This is a genomic window from Serratia surfactantfaciens (genome assembly GCF_001642805.2).
Classification (GTDB): Bacteria; Pseudomonadota; Gammaproteobacteria; order Enterobacterales; family Enterobacteriaceae; genus Serratia; species Serratia surfactantfaciens.
On the sequence record NZ_CP016948.1, the window covers coordinates 3,204,203 to 3,219,283 of the forward strand.

Below are 15,081 nucleotides of genomic sequence, written 5' to 3' on the forward strand. Positions count from 1 at the left end.
GGCCAACTTGCGCCACGGCGATGCGCTATAGTTGGAAGCACAAACCACCGGGAGATGCCATGCAGATAAGACCTTACCAAGAGGCCGATCGCCCCTTCTTGCGCACGCTATACCTGGCATCGCGCAAGGCGGCGTTCGGTTGGCGCGATACCTCAAACTACCAGTTGGAAGATTTCGACAGCGCGACGCTGGGCGAAGCGATTTGGGTGGCGGAAGACGGCGGCACGCTGCTGGGATTCGTCTCCGTCTACCGCGAAGACAACTTCATTCATAACCTGTATGTCGATCCCCATCAGCCGCCGCGCGGCGTCGGCAGTGCGTTGCTGCAGGCGGCACAAGCTACCTTCACCGCCACCGGCTCGCTGAAATGCCTGGTGAAAAATGAAAAGGCGCTGGCGTTCTACCGCAAGCACGGCTGGCGCGTCATCTCTACCGGCAACGACGGCGAAGAAGATTATTACCTGATGCATTCGCCGGTTCGTTAGCGCCGCATGTCCTGTCACAGAATCCATTAACGATAATGGATTTCATTACCATTTAGGCATACCCTTCTTTGCTTCTCTCGATGAACTTTGCAAGGAAGGTTATGCAACATCAAACGGATACTCGCTTCCCCGATGCTGCGGCGGCAGACTACGATCGCCGTATTCTGACCCTGGTGCCCGGCTATCAGTTTGCCCAGGCGCTGCTGACGGCGACGCTCGTGCAGACGCTGCCGAATGACGCCACATTGTTGTTGGCCGGTTGCGGCACCGGCAGCGAACTGGAGGCGCTGGCCGCCGCCAACGTAAGCTGGCGTTTCAGCGCCGTGGAACCCTCCGCCGGCATGCTGGCGGCCGCACGCGCCAAGGCCGAAGCCGCAGGTTACACACAGCGGGTGAGCTTCCAGCCAACCCTGCTGCAACAAGCGCCGCAAACTCGCCACGACGCGGCGGTGTGCTCATTGGTGCTGCACTTTATCGCCGACGATGGCGCAAAACTGGATTTCCTGCGGCAGTTGGCACAGCGTCTCTCCCCCGCCGCACCGCTGCTGCTGTTCGACTATCAACCGGAGGGCCTGCCCGCCAGCCACTACCAACACTGGCTGCAAAGCACCGGGCATTCGGCGGCGCAGGCGCAGGAAACGATCGAACGCATCCGCCGTAACTGGCACCCGATGACGGCGGCGCGTAGCCGTCTCCTCCTGGCGGAAAGCGGCTTCACCGCGCCTCAGGCGTTGTGCGGTGCGCTGGGGTTCCAGCTTTCACTGCTCCACCGCCGCAGCTGAGCCCGGCATCCGGCGCAGCGTCAGCCACCAAAACAGCAACGCGCTCAGGCTGACGCCAGCACCCAGCCAGCAGACGCCGCGCCAGCCCGCCCAGGCGTACATATGGGTGCCGGCAAAGGCGCCCAGCCCGCTGCCGACGGCGTAAAACAACATGTAGCAGCCCACCAGGCGGCTGTGCGACTGAGGGTGGGCGCTGAAGATCATGCTCTGGTTCAGTACGTGGATCGCCTGCCCCGCCAGATCCAACAACACAATGCCCGCCACCAGCCAAGCCAGGCCGCTGCCGAGCAAACCGAGCGGCAGCCAGGCCAGCGTCAACAGCAGCAGACACACGCCGCTGGCCGCCTGCCCCAGCCCGCGATCCGCCAGATGCCCGGCGCGCACCGCCGCCAGCGCCCCCACCGCGCCGACCAGGCCGAACGCCCCCACCGCCGCATGCGTGAAGTTGAACGGCGCCTGGCTCAGCGGCAACACCAGCGAACTCCAAAAGAGGCTGAAGGCGCCGAACATCAGCAGCGCCAGCATGCCGCGAATTTGCAGCGTGCGATCATGCCGCAACAGGGTCAGCATTGAACACAGCAAGGCGGGATAACTCAGCGTGCTGGGAGAGGTGCGCGGCGCAGGCAGCAATCGCGACAGGATCGGCAGCAGCACCAGCGTCACCCCAGCGGAAAAGAAGTACACCGTGCGCCAGCCGCCGACGTCCGCCAGCGCGCCGGACAGGGTGCGCGCCAGCAGCAGCCCCAACACCACGCCACCCTGCGCTGCACCGACCACCCGTCCGCGCTCCTGCGGCGCAGCCAGTGCGGCGGCGAAAGCGATCAGTCCCTGCGTCATGGCGGTGCCCAGTAACCCCACCAGCAACATGCCCGCCAGCAGCCAAGGCGCGCCGTGCGCCCACCCCACCAGCAGCAGCGCGCCGATCAGCCCCAGCTGTTGCCCCGCCAGCAGCCGATGCCGGTTCAGCCGATCCCCCAACGGCACCACCAACAGTAGCGCCAGCGCACAGCCCAGTTGGGTCACGGTGATCACCATACCGACCGCCGCCAGACTGATGGAAAAATCACGGGCGATGGCGTCCAGCAGCGGCTGCGCATAGTAAACGTTGGCCACGCTAAAGGCGCTGGCGGCGGCCAACAGCAGCACCAGGGAGGCCGGCAGGCGCCCCAGCGCCGCACAAGGAGGATCCAGCAGTTTGTCGCTCATGCACACCTCAGACTGGTTTCATTATTAAACCCAATGAACTTTAGGCGTGGAGGTTTTATAATGCAACCAGAATGTGCAGCTGGAGATAACCGCCGTGAAACGTAAAAGCCTGGAAGACGCGCCCTGCCCGGTGGCGCGCACGCTGGATGTGATTGGCGACTGGTGGTCGCTGCTGATCGTGCGCGACGCCTTCGACGGCGTCACCCGTTTCAGCGAGTTTCAAAAAGGGCTGGGGATGGCGAAGAATATCCTTGCCACCCGGCTGCGCGCCCTGGTGACGCACGGCGTGCTGGAGATCGTGCCCGCCGCGGACGGTAGCGCCTATCAGGAATATGTGCTGACCGAGAAAGGCCGCGCGCTGTTTCCGGTGATCGTCGGCCTGCGCCAGTGGGGGGAGGATCATCTGTTCGCCGAGGGAGAACCGCATTCGACGCTGGTGGAAAGCGACAGCGGCCGCCCCGTACCGCGCCTGACGCCGATCGGCAGCGCCGGGCAGACGCTGACCCCGCTCAATACCCGGGTGGTGAAGGTATGAAGGGTCTTAATAAGGCCTGCGTTACCTTGCGCTATTGCATCTATTCTCGAACAGCTTCCGCAATCCCCTGCGGGTAATGTATAGTCCGCGTTTTACGGAGATCCCATGCTGACTAACTCATCCATTCGTCTGAACAAATACATTAGCGAGAGCGGCATCTGCTCACGCCGCGACGCCGATCGATACATCGAACAGGGCAACGTTTTCATCAACGGTAAACGCGCCACCGTTGGCGCTCAGGTATTTGCCGGCGATGTCGTGAAGGTTAACGGCCAGCTGATCGAACCGCGTAATGAAGAAGATCTGGTGCTGATTGCGCTGAACAAACCGGTCGGTATCGTCACCACCACCGAAGACGGCGAACGCGACAACATCGCCGACTTCGTCAACCACAGCAAACGTATCTTCCCGATCGGCCGTTTGGACAAGGATTCGCAGGGGCTGATCTTTCTGACCAACCACGGTGACCTGGTCAACAAGATCCTGCGCGCCGGCAACAATCACGAGAAAGAGTATCTGGTGACGGTCAACAAGCCGGTGACCGACGAGTTTATTCGCGGCATGGGCGCCGGCGTGCCGATGCTGGGCACGGTGACCAAAAAGTGCAAGGTGAAGAAAGAGGCGCCTTTCGTGTTCCGCATCACGCTGGTGCAAGGGCTGAACCGCCAGATCCGCCGCATGTGCGAACACTTCGGCTACGAGGTCACCAAGCTGGAACGCACGCGCATCATGAACGTCAGCCTGAAAGGGTTGCCGCTGGGCGAGTGGCGCGATCTGACCGATGACGAGCTGATTGAGCTGTTCAAGCTGATCGAGGGCTCTTCGTCCGAGGCCAAGCCGGCGAAGAAAGCCCCGGCCAAATCCGCCCCGGCGAAAAAGCCGAGCGCCGGTGGGCCAAAAGGCGCCGACAAAGCCGCTGTGCCGGCCGGCCGCAAACGCTTTACCCAACCAGGGCGCAAGAAAAAAGGGCGTTAATCCCCCGCTCGCTCTCGCCAAGCCCACCCACCATGGCGCGGGCTTTTGCATCATAAAAGTCCGTCGCAAGCCGCCACTGAGCTCTCACCATAAAAAAGGCCCGCATCAAGCGGGCCTGTAAGTACCAGAGAAGTCTAGAGGAAAAATCAGAACGACCAGCGCAAATTGGCGTTGACCGAATTGACGCGGGTATCTGCGCCAAATTGCCCCTGATAGCCGACATCCAGCGTCGCGGCGCGCGACAGCTTCACGCTCACGCCGATATCGCCCACCATCACGTTGTCATCCACGGCCTGGCCCTGCGTGACGAACGCGTCGCTGCCGGCAAACGCCATGCGCGATGAGGTGTTCTTATCGCCGTAGGCATGCTGCCAGCCGAGCGAGCCGTAAAGGCTGACGTTCTTCGGCAGTTCGGTCACGCCGCGCACCCCGAGCGTGGAGTAGAAGGTGTTCATCGTTTCATTGCGCACGCTCAGCGCCGCCGCGCCGCCCGACTCCTGGAAGCTGTCGGTATGCAGGCGGATGTAGCTCAGATTGATGAACGGTTCGATGTTCATCTCAGGCTGGCCGAAACGGTAACCCGCTTCGGTGAACGCCAGCAATGAGTTGGCGTCGTAATCCGACTTCAGCCGATCCGAGAAGCCGCTGAAATCGACGTTGCGCTTACCTTCAATCTTGTGCCAGGTGTAACCCAGCGCGCCGCGCAGCGAGAACGCATCCTGCTGCCCTGCCGCATACAGGCCGAGGTGGTAGTTCTCGGTATCGGCCTTGGAACGGCGGCTGTCGACGTCATAATCGCCGCGGCTGTAGCCGAAGTAGCCGCCGATGCGTACGTTATGATCGGTCAGCTTGCGATCCGCCCCCAACAGGAAGCCGGTGGTATTACCGTCCAGCTTGCCCACGTTGCCGTTGCCGCTGTTTCTGCCCCAGGAGCTGAAGGTCTGCCCCCAGACGCCGCTGTTTTGCGCCGGCGCCGGTTGCACCAGCGACATCGCCAACGGCGGCACCGGCAGGCTGTCGTTGTCGAACAGGCGCAGCATGCGCTGGTTCAGCACGTTGAACAGCTGGGTGCTGCCGGCGATCAGGTTAGACTGCATCGACGGATAGACTTCGCCGGACAGCTGATTGAACGCCTCGCGCGCTTCCGGCGCGCTCAGCAGCAGCAGCGAGTTATACAGCGCCAGCGAAGGGCCGCTCTGCGTCAGCGTTGAGAGCGCACCGGCGGTATTCCATTGGTTGCCGCTCTCGGCCACCGTTTGGAAAATGCCCGGTTTGCCGCTGCCCGGATTCTCACCGCCTGGGTTTTCACCCCCCGGATTCTCGCCCCCCGGATTTTCACCGCCTGGGTTTTCCCCGCCCGGATTCTCGCCCCCTGGATTCTCACCGCCTGGGTTTTCCCCACCCGGATTCTCGCCGCCTGGATTTTCACCGCCCGTATCTTTCTGCGCGATGGTCAGATCGACGGCGTTGGCACTGTGGTTCAACGCCACATCGAGGAAAGCAGACTTGGAGACCGCCGCCGCGAACTGGCCATCAATGCCGCCGTCCGAGGTCAGAATGCGGTAGCTTTGGCCGGTTTTATAGCTGGTTTGCGGATCCAGCGCCGTAACCTGCACCTTGGCCCGATCGCTGATGGTGGTTTTGCCCGCCACCAGCAGCTGGTCACTGCGGCCGTCGCCGGCGATATCGACGTCGTAGAAGGATTCGCCGATAAAGTTCAGGTAGCGTTTCAGCGTCAGCGTGCCGATATTGCCGTCGCCGGGCGAGATATGGCCGCCGGACTGGATCTCGGTCTGGCCCAACGTGCCGTTGCCGCCCAGCGTGCCGCCGGCCTTGATCGAGGCGGCGCTGCTGTAGCCCTGCCCGTTATTGACGTCGGAGCCCGCCGTCGCGTTGAGGATCAGTGTGCCGCCGTTCTCGGCACCGAGAGTTTGGATCTCGAAGATATCGTCTTCTTTCTGGGTATTGATGTCGCTGGCGATGATGAGCTTGCCGCCGCGCGCGGTGACGTTGGCCTGCAACTCAGTGAGATCGCCGTTCAGCGTGGTGTGCCCGGCGGTGTTGATCACCTCGCCTTCGCCGCTCATCTTGTTGCTGAAAACGTAATTGCCGTCGGTATGGTTAAAGTACACATAGCTGCGGAACAATCCGCCCCGCAGGGCGATCGCCGTCTGGGCATCGATGGCTCCAGCAGCGCCCGCCGCGCCGAGCGTCGGCTCGGTCAATCCGGTGCCGGTATCCATGTTGCCGCGGCTGCCGATAATCAGCGCGCCGCGGTTCGAGCCGGAGCCGGTCTTGCCCAGCACCACTTCGTTGGCGCCGGCGGAGAATGTCCCGCCGTCCATGACCGCCAACACGCCGTTGCCGTAATCGCCGACGTTGACGCTGCTGCCGCTGGTAAAGCGCGAGCCGCTGCCGGCGACCACCAGCTCGGCGGTTTTACGCGCGCCGGAGACGCCCGCCACCTGAATATTACCGACGTTGACCACGCCGCCGTTCAGCACATCCAGATCGCCGTAAAGCGTGAGCGCGCGGCCAACGTTCCACTGGGAATTGGCCCCCGTGACCGTGGCTTTCGGGCTCAGCGTATCGGTCTCGTTCGGCCCGCTGCCATTACCGATGCGCGCGTCAAAGGCGGTGTTCAGCACCGCGCCGTCTTCAATCGCCAGCGTGGATCGCGCCCCTAAGTCGGTGCCGACGCTGAGAAAATTGCTGGTGACGCGGGAACCCGCGCCGGTGGCGATCAGGTGGCTGTCATAGCCACGCGTGGTACCGACCACGATCTCTTTTGCGCTGGCCAGCGCGCCGTCTTCAACCCGCAAGGTGCCCCGCCCCAGATTCAGGCCGCCGCGCAGTACGAACTGATCGTTCACCGCGTTCAGCTCGGCGTTCGGCCCGCGGACCGTGACCAGGCTGTCATGAATTTGGCCGTTGAACATCCGGCCGATATTGATGTTATAGGCGCTGATCTTGCCATTATCGATCAGCAGGTTGCCGCTTTGATTACGGCCGACGTAAACGTCCCCGGTGTAGGCCAATGATTCGGTAATGCGTGAGTCGCCGTCAAAAATGGCATCGTCTGCACGAGCGAGATCGGCGGGCGCCAGCATCAACAACGGCGCGGAAAATAGAGCGAGGTAAAGTTTGGAAAGCGGCGTTTTAACCGCTAAAGGGTGCGATGTCTTGTCATTCACGGGCTATCTCCGTACTCATTAGCGTGATGTCGCGGAATTTATTGTTATCGAGAAACTCAATGCGCTAGAGGAGGTATGAGGCGTTATTCCGCGCACGCCGGTTTATTGATCGTCGAAGCAAAAGCTTATTGCCCCCCGGCGCTGGCGCTCCGACGATGGAAAACCAAGAAGCGGTAATACCGCCCCCAAAGCGAATTATTTATGCGTGACGACCGGCGTACAGGTCGGCGCGCTCAGCGATGGCGAGGAACCTAAAATTCCCGGCATCATCAACGACGAGCAATCGAAAATTCGGCCCTTTTCCGTGGTGGCGCGATATGAAAGTTTTTGCCCGCCCAGCGCATCCGGCTGCGCGCCATTGACGTTGGTCACGGTAATTTCGTCCGATGAGCCGAGGCCCAACATTTTGGCGGTTTCCGCCTGCAGCAGCGGAATGGCCTGATCGGTTTTCAGGGTGGAACAACCGGCTAGCATCATCGTAACGGTTAAAGCGATAAGTGGTTTTTTCATAAATTATCCTTTATAACCAATCAGTTGAATTTATTGATTGGCTTTATGTTTTCTCTTATCCAAATCCTCGAATAATATATTTCCCTTTCCTAAACGAAAAAACCCTCCTAAAGTAGGGAGGGTTGATAATAATTCATCAGACCTATCTGATATTTGAAGGCGAAAGGAGAATCCTTTGGGGCAGGATTATGCGTTGGTCGTTGATGACCATCCATTGGTAGCAAGCGGCATCGCTAATTTTCTCAGCACGCATTGCCGATTCAAACAGGCGCATGTGGTGACCAATGAGGAAAATTGCTACCGTCATATTAGGGAAAATGGCCCACCGCGTTTACTGGTGATCGATTTCTGGCTCTCTTCCGCTACGGCGTTGAAATTACTTAAGGAAGTCAAACAGCTTTATCCCCAGGTGCGAATACTGGTGGTGAGCGGCGACGAGAATAACGATATCTGGCAGAAAGTGCATAATGCCGGCGGGCACGGATTTATATTAAAAAACGAGCCACCTGAATTATTCGCCAAGGCAGTTTTTGCGCTAAATGACAATCAGGAGTGGTTCCCCGAAGAGAATGAAACCATCGCTAAAAAAAACCACGATCATTTAAATAAATTCAATTTAACACCACGGCAAATTGACGTGTTAAATATGATGCTGCGCGGCCTGCCAAATAAAAGGATCGCAGCGCAGCTGTCTATTTCCGAGCCGACCGTCAAAGAGCATATCAGCAATATCTTGAAAAAGATCGGCGTCAACAGCCGGGTGGAAGCCATCACGCTGTTGCACGGCAAGCGGGAGCCGTCGTCATGAGGTTTTTCCAGAATTTACAAAATGATGGCATTTCGTCGCGCGCGCAGATCCGCCTGCTGGATAACACCTTCATGCGGTTGGTGTTCAGCTTTACCGCCGTGCCTTTCGTCGGCATCCCTTTCGCCATCTGGATTTATTTGCTGGGCGATGAGCTCGGCCCAACCATTACCTGGATCATCGTTTACCTGCTATGCGCCGTGGCGATCCGAATAGGGTACCGCCGCTATCAGCGCGAGGCTAAAGAAAATGATGAAGACACCGTGCTGCGCCGCTGGCTGCCGCGCATTAATAAGGTGGCCTTTATTCACGGGCTGGGGATCTCCTCACTCTATTTAATTACCCCACAGACCCATAACTTTGACTTTTTTCTGCTGCTCAATATCAGCATCGCCGCGATCGTCGCCGCCAACGCCACGCACCTGACGCCGGTCATCAGCACCTTTACCCGCTTTTTCTTCGCTTCCTGGGGGCTGCTGAACATCGGCATCATCTGGCGGCTGGAAGACGTGATGTTCATCGTGCTGATGCTGAACTTGCTATACGGCTTCGCCATTTACCGCCACGCGTTAACCTCGCATGCGTTCTTTATTCAGCAGGCGCTGCTCGAAGAACAAAGCTCGCGCCTGGCGGAGCAGTTCCGCCAGGCCAAAGAAGAGGCGGAACAGGCGCTGCTGGATAAGAACCAGTTCCTGACCACCGCCAGCCACGACCTGCGCCAGCCGGTGCACGCCATGGGTTTTCTGATCGAAGCCATCATCCACAAAAACCGCGACGACAGCCTGACGCCACAGCTGCTGGATCTGCAGCAGAGCGTGCGTTCGGTGCATTTGATGTTCAATTCGCTGCTCGATCTCAGCAAGATCGAATCCGGCAACGTGCGCACCGCCGCCACCCATGTGGATATCGGCGCCCTGCTCGACTCGGTGATCACCCTGTTCCGCGAAGAGGCCAACAGCCGCACCCTGGCGCTGCGCACCTGGCGGCCCAAACGGCGCATCAGCGTGATGGGCGACCCGCTGCTGGTGCGGCAATCGCTGATCAACCTGATCCAAAACGCCCTGCGCTACACGCAACGGGGCGGCGTGCTGATCGCCATCCGCCCGCGCGGCGCCGAGTGCCTGGTGGAAGTGTGGGACACCGGCGTGGGCATTGCCGACGAAGAGAAAAGCAAAATCTTCTCCCCTTACTACCGCCCCGAGCTGGCGTGGAAGATAGACAGCGCCGGCCACGGGCTGGGGCTGGCGGTGGTGGCGCGCTGCGCCAAGCTGATGAAGGTGAAGTACGGCATGCACTCCGTCGAAGGCAAAGGCTCGCGCTTCTGGATGCGCTTCACGCAATACAGCGGCGAAGATAAAGCGCCGGAAACCGCCGCCGCCTACGACAACACCGCCACGCCTACCCGCTATGCGCCGCTGCGAGGCGCCTGCCTGGTGGTGGACGACGATCCCTTGGTGACCTCCGCCTGGGAGAGTCTGATGAGCACCTGGGGCATCACCGTGCGCTGCGCGGCCTCCGCTGAGGAAGCCTTCGCCATCGTCGACGGCGGCTTCACGCCGTTCGCCGTGCTGTGCGACCAGCGCCTGCGCTCCGGCGAGAGCGGCTTCGACATCCTGCAGGCGCTGTTCGAACGCCTGCCGGACGTAAGCGGTGCGATGGTCAGCGGCGAGTTCAACTCGCAGATATTGCAAGAGGCCGAGCAGGAAGGCTATCTGGTGCTGCGTAAGCCGCTGGAGCCGGCCAGGCTGCATGCGCTGCTGACGCAGTGGGGGGCCGGCTAGCGCGATGCGGTACCTTAGCGGGCAAGATGGCGCAGCAGGCTTTCAAGGTTGCGCTCCCCCTCCGGGGTTTGCGCCCCGGCCTTCAGCCCGCCGCGAATCAACTGTTCCGCAGCCGGGCGGGCAAACAATCCCGCCCAGGCGTCGTGCTCGCGATAAAAACCAGCCTGCAAATCCGGTGCGGGCATCGCCTGTTTGGCCGCTGCAATCACGCCCTCAGGCAGTGCCGCGATATTGCGCGCTAGCCGATCGACGAAATCATCCAGCTCGGCGGCAGGCAAGGCGCGGTTAATCCAGCCATACCGCTCTGCGGTAGCGGCATCGATAAGGTCGGCGCCCAGGATCACTTCCAGAGCGCGGCCGCGAGTCATTCGGCTCGTCAGATACTGCGTCGCGCCACCGCCGGGCGTAATGCCCATCAAGGCTTCGCACTGGGCCAGCCCCGCCAGCTCTTGTGCGGCGAAAGCCATATCGGCCGCCGCAACAAACTCGGCCCCGCCGCCGCGCGCCAGCCCGCTCAACTTAACGAGAGTGACCTGCGGCTGGCTGCGAAGCAGTTCGCCAAACGCCTGGAACGGATTTAGCCCCTCCGGCGCGTTGCTCGCCAGTTCGTCGAAAGCGTGCGGCTCATCGATCAAGGTCATGTCGACGTGAGCGATGAAAAACGCTGGGTTCGCGCTCTGGAACACCAACACGCGCGTATCCGGATCGTCACGCACCGCCAGCAATAAACGGCTGATTTCCGACATCAGCGCCACATCAAGCACGTTTACCGGCGGGTTATCGATAGCGATGGTCATCACGCCGTGCGCATGAGACAGCCTGAGTTTGCTGAAATCTGTATCTGTCATCTCAATGTCCTTTTACCTGGGGGGATAAGTGCGGGTTTTTCGCGCCATGTGTCGAATGGTATACTTTGCATACCTGGCGTCAATTACGCACCTTAAGCATCCCAGGGATGCAGGAGGATACCGATGGAAAAGAACGACCTTGTTTACCGCGCTGACTGCCCAAGCCGCATAGTGCTCGATCAGATTGCCGATAAATGGTCCATGATGGTGCTGGAAGTGCTGCGCGAGCCGCAGCGCTTCAACGCCATCAAGCGCCGTTTGGACGGCGTCACGCAACGCGTGCTGACCCAGACGCTGCGCAAGCTGGAACGCAACGGTATGGTGCATCGCAAAGTGTTGGATGGGCGGGTGCTTGGCGTTGAGTATTCGCTGACGCCGCTTGGCAAATCCCTGCAGGGGCCGTTCTCGATACTGTTCGACTGGACGTTGGGGAATATCGAGGCGATTCAGGAGTGCCAGCGCAAGTATGATGAGCAGGACGAGTGATGCGGTCCCCCATAGATAGGTTCAGAGAGATCGAGCATGGCCCGTTCTTTTTAACGTAACCGATGGTCCCTACTTTCTTCATGCCCCCTGGCGCTATCAATCATACCAAGGTCTGAACATAGGCCATATTTAGACCACAAACGATGTTCGGCTTTACTTATGGTTGGCATCAAGCAGAAAATATTTGGTCATATAAAGAAAAACCCTCTGTAAAAACAGAGGGTTTCAGTCACGTCGGCCTAGTTACGAACAGGCTGTGAAGGGATTAATCATTCCCACTCAATCGTCGCCGGCGGCTTGCCGCTGATGTCGTACACCACGCGGGAGATGCCGTTTACTTCGTTGATGATGCGGTTGGAGACGCGGCCGAGGAAGTCATACGGCAGGTGCGCCCAATGCGCGGTCATGAAGTCGATGGTTTCTACCGCACGCAGGGAAACGACCCAGTCGTATTTGCGGCCGTCGCCCATCACGCCGACCGAACGCACCGGCAGGAACACGGTGAACGCCTGGCTGACTTTGTTGTACAGGTCGGCTTTGTGCAGCTCTTCGATGAAGATGGCGTCTGCGCGGCGCAGCAGATCGCAGTACTCTTTCTTCACTTCGCCCAGCACGCGCACACCCAGACCCGGGCCCGGGAACGGGTGACGGAACAGCATGTCGTACGGCAGGCCCAGCTCCAGGCCGATCTTGCGCACTTCGTCTTTGAACAGCTCTTTCAGCGGCTCGACCAGGCCCAGCTTCATCTCTTTCGGCAGGCCGCCCACGTTGTGGTGCGATTTGATCACGTGCGCTTTGCCGGTGGCGGAAGCGGCGGATTCGATCACGTCCGGGTAGATGGTGCCCTGTGCCAGCCATTTCACCTGCTCTTGCTTGCAGGCTTCTTCGTCGAACACTTCAACGAACACGCGGCCGATGATTTTACGCTTGGCTTCCGGCTCGTCCACGCCCGCCAGCGCGGTCAGGAAGCGGTTTTCCGCCTCGACGTGCACGATGTTCAGGCCGAAGTGGTCACCGAACATTTCCATTACCTGCTTGGCTTCGTTCAGGCGCAGCAAGCCGTTGTCGACGAACACGCAGGTCAGGCGTTTGCCGATGGCGCGGTGCAGCAGCATCGCGGTCACGGAGGAGTCAACGCCGCCGGACAGGCCGAGGATCACGTGGTCTTCACCCACCTGCTCGCGGATGCGCTCGACCGCATCTTCGATGATGGTGGCCGGGGTCCACAGGGCTTCACACTGGCAGATGTCCAGTACGAAACGCTCCAGCATGCGCTGGCCCTGACGAGTGTGGGTCACTTCCGGGTGGAACTGCACGCCGTAGAAGCGTTTTTCTTCGTTGGCCATAATGGCGAACGGGCAGGTGTCGGTGCTGGCGATGGTCACGAAGTCGGACGGGATCGCTGTCACTTTGTCGCCGTGGCTCATCCACACGTCCAGCAGCGGTTTGCCGGCCGGGCTGATGGCGTCTTCGATGTCGCGCAGCAGCGCGCTCTCTTTGACGATTTCCACCTGCGCGTAGCCGAACTCGCGTTCGTTGGAGCCCTGCACATGGCCACCCAGCTGCATCGCCATGGTCTGCATGCCGTAGCACACGCCCAGCACCGGCACGCCGGCGTTGAACACGTAGTCCGGGGCGCGCGGGCTGCCGGCTTCGGTGGTGCTTTCCGGGCCGCCGGACAGGATGATGCCGCTTGGGTTGAATTCGCGGATCTGCTCTTCGCTAACGTCCCAGGCCCACAGTTCGCAGTAAACGCCGATTTCGCGCACACGGCGGGCGACCAGTTGGGTGTATTGCGAACCGAAGTCCAGTATGAGGATGCGATGCTTATGGATATTTTGTGTCATTGAGGCGAATTCCAGCAACAAGAGAAAAAGAGCGAAAATGTGTGTTTCGGGATGGGGCTTGGCGCCCCACCCCGGCCTCTCACTCAGGAGAGGTTAAGGCATTAGCCCATGCGGTAGTTCGGTGACTCTTTGGTGATGGTCACGTCATGCACGTGGCTTTCCTGAATGCCGGCGCCGCTGATGCGCACGAACTCCGCCTTGGTGCGCAGATCGTCGATGGTGGCGCAGCCGGTCAGGCCCATGCAGGAGCGCAGGCCGCCCATCTGCTGGTGCACGATGGCTTTCAGCATGCCTTTATAGGCCACGCGGCCTTCGATACCTTCCGGCACCAGTTTGTCGGCGGCGTTATCGGTCTGGAAGTAACGGTCGGAAGAGCCTTTGGACATCGCGCCCAGCGAGCCCATGCCGCGGTAAGATTTGAACGAGCGGCCCTGATACAGCTCGATTTCGCCCGGGGACTCTTCGGTACCCGCCAGCATGGAGCCGACCATCACGCAGGATGCGCCCGCGGCGATCGCTTTGGCGATGTCGCCGGAGAAGCGGATGCCGCCGTCGGCGATAACCGGGATGCCGGTGCCTTCCAGCGCTTCCACCGCGTCGGCGATGGCGGTGATCTGCGGCACGCCCACGCCGGTCACGATACGGGTAGTACAGATAGAGCCAGGGCCGATACCGACTTTCACCGCGCTCACACCGGCTTCAGCCAGCGCTTTGGCGCCCGCTGCGGTCGCGACGTTGCCGCCGACGATCTGCAGATCCGGGTATTTGGCGCGGGTTTCGCGAATGCGCTGCAACACGCCTTCGGAGTGGCCGTGCGAGGAGTCGATCAGCAGAACGTCAACGCCCGCTGCCACCAGCGCGTCAACGCGCTCTTCGTTGCCGGCGCCGGCGCCAACCGCCGCGCCTACGCGCAGACGGCCGTGCTCGTCTTTACAGGCGTTCGGCTTACGTTCCGCTTTCTGGAAGTCTTTAACGGTGATCATGCCCAGCAGGTGGAAGCTGTCGTCCACCACCAGCGCTTTCTCTACGCGCTTTTCGTGCATCTTCTGCAGCACCACGTCGCGTGCTTCACCTTCTTTCACGGTGACCAAGCGATCTTTCGGCGTCATGACTGCGGTGACCGGCTGGGTCAGATCGGTCACGAAACGCACGTCGCGGCCGGTGATGATGCCGACCAGCTCGTTGTCTTCGGTAACGACCGGGTAACCGGCGAAGCCGTTGCGCGCGGTCAGCTCTTTCACTTCCTGCAGCGTGGTGGTCGGGGTAACGGTCTGCGGGTCGGTGACTACGCCGCTTTCATGTTTCTTCACGCGGCTGACTTCTTCAGCCTGACGCTCGATGGACATGTTTTTGTGGATGAAGCCCAGGCCGCCTTCCTGCGCCAGCGCGATGGCCAGGCCGGATTCGGTAACGGTATCCATGGCTGCGGACAGCATAGGGATGTTCAGGCGGATGGTTTTGGTCAGTTGGGTGCCGAGCTCTGCAGTGTTAGGCAGAACCGTGGAGTGGGCTGGAACCAGGAGGACGTCGTCAAACGTCAGAGCTTCTTTAGCGATACGTAGCATGGGCAATATCTCACCAGGGTGGGCTGTGAAAAAGATAAAATATTGCCGCGGCATTATACAGA

General features: G+C 60.4%; 13 protein-coding genes. 7 read left to right on the plus strand and 6 right to left on the minus strand.

The features are described from left to right. Window positions 1-59 precede the first annotated feature (59 nt). Window positions 60-485 carry a GNAT family N-acetyltransferase gene (locus ATE40_RS15095; protein WP_019452377.1) on the plus strand — a complete coding sequence of 142 codons (426 nt, stop codon included), beginning with the start codon at window positions 60-62 and terminating at the stop codon, window positions 483-485. 101 nt (window positions 486-586) lie between these two features. Beyond that, on the plus strand, window positions 587-1,267 hold the full coding sequence (locus tag ATE40_RS15100) for a class I SAM-dependent methyltransferase (RefSeq protein ID WP_063919883.1): 681 nt from the start codon (window positions 587-589) through the stop codon (window positions 1,265-1,267). Here the strand turns inward: ATE40_RS15100 and ATE40_RS15105 are convergent. After that, window positions 1,244-2,473, minus strand: a complete 1,230-nt coding sequence (locus tag ATE40_RS15105) for an MFS transporter (RefSeq protein ID WP_063919884.1) — start codon at window positions 2,471-2,473, stop codon at window positions 1,244-1,246. The genes ATE40_RS15100 and ATE40_RS15105 overlap by 24 nt on opposite strands. A gap of 94 nt (window positions 2,474-2,567) precedes the next feature. Between ATE40_RS15105 and ATE40_RS15110 the strand changes: the two genes are divergently transcribed. Both ATE40_RS15110 and rluF read left to right on the plus strand, forming a co-directional pair. Then, window positions 2,568-3,008 (plus strand): winged helix-turn-helix transcriptional regulator, encoded by a 441-nt coding sequence (locus ATE40_RS15110; protein ID WP_025159561.1) that lies wholly within the window; start codon window positions 2,568-2,570, stop codon window positions 3,006-3,008. 105 nt (window positions 3,009-3,113) lie between these two features. Continuing rightward, complete coding sequence (rluF, locus tag ATE40_RS15115) at window positions 3,114-3,983, plus strand: 23S rRNA pseudouridine(2604) synthase RluF (RefSeq protein WP_063919885.1); 870 nt, start codon at window positions 3,114-3,116, stop codon at window positions 3,981-3,983. Window positions 3,984-4,129: 146 nt separating this feature from the next. On the opposite strand, the gene ATE40_RS15120 is transcribed toward rluF, so the two are convergent. Further along, window positions 4,130-7,177: an autotransporter family protein gene (locus ATE40_RS15120; protein ID WP_063919886.1), complete on the minus strand. Its 3,048-nt coding sequence runs from the start codon at window positions 7,175-7,177 to the stop codon at window positions 4,130-4,132. A 195-nt stretch (window positions 7,178-7,372) separates the two neighbouring features. Further along, the gene (locus ATE40_RS15125; RefSeq protein ID WP_004941478.1) at window positions 7,373-7,687 is read right to left on the minus strand and encodes a lipoprotein; all 315 of its coding nucleotides are present in this window, start codon (window positions 7,685-7,687) and stop codon (window positions 7,373-7,375) included. A 175-nt stretch (window positions 7,688-7,862) separates the two neighbouring features. On the opposite strand from ATE40_RS15125, the gene ATE40_RS15130 reads away from it, so the two are divergent. Together ATE40_RS15130 and ATE40_RS15135 are read left to right on the plus strand one after the other, a co-directional pair. Next, window positions 7,863-8,495 (plus strand): response regulator transcription factor, encoded by a 633-nt coding sequence (locus ATE40_RS15130; protein ID WP_063919887.1) that lies wholly within the window; start codon window positions 7,863-7,865, stop codon window positions 8,493-8,495. After that, entirely contained in the window at window positions 8,492-10,273 is a 1,782-nt protein-coding gene (locus ATE40_RS15135) for a hybrid sensor histidine kinase/response regulator (protein WP_063919888.1), read from the plus strand. Before ATE40_RS15130 ends, ATE40_RS15135 begins: the two co-directional genes overlap by 4 nt. Window positions 10,274-10,287: 14 nt before the next feature. Here ATE40_RS15135 and ATE40_RS15140 read toward each other — a convergent pair whose 3' ends face one another. Further along, complete coding sequence (locus ATE40_RS15140) at window positions 10,288-11,121, minus strand: enoyl-CoA hydratase/isomerase family protein (RefSeq protein ID WP_025159559.1); 834 nt, start codon at window positions 11,119-11,121, stop codon at window positions 10,288-10,290. Between the two features lie 123 nt (window positions 11,122-11,244). Here ATE40_RS15140 and ATE40_RS15145 point away from each other — a divergent pair, with 123 nt between their 5' ends. Then, window positions 11,245-11,607: a winged helix-turn-helix transcriptional regulator gene (locus ATE40_RS15145; RefSeq protein ID WP_063919889.1), complete on the plus strand. Its 363-nt coding sequence runs from the start codon at window positions 11,245-11,247 to the stop codon at window positions 11,605-11,607. A 269-nt stretch (window positions 11,608-11,876) separates the two neighbouring features. Here ATE40_RS15145 and guaA read toward each other — a convergent pair whose 3' ends face one another. Further along, window positions 11,877-13,454, minus strand: a complete 1,578-nt coding sequence (gene guaA, locus ATE40_RS15150) for a glutamine-hydrolyzing GMP synthase (protein ID WP_019452367.1) — start codon at window positions 13,452-13,454, stop codon at window positions 11,877-11,879. Between the two features lie 101 nt (window positions 13,455-13,555). Then, window positions 13,556-15,019, minus strand: a complete 1,464-nt coding sequence (gene guaB, locus ATE40_RS15155) for an IMP dehydrogenase (RefSeq protein ID WP_026036091.1) — start codon at window positions 15,017-15,019, stop codon at window positions 13,556-13,558. Between the last annotated feature and the right edge of the window lie 62 nt (window positions 15,020-15,081).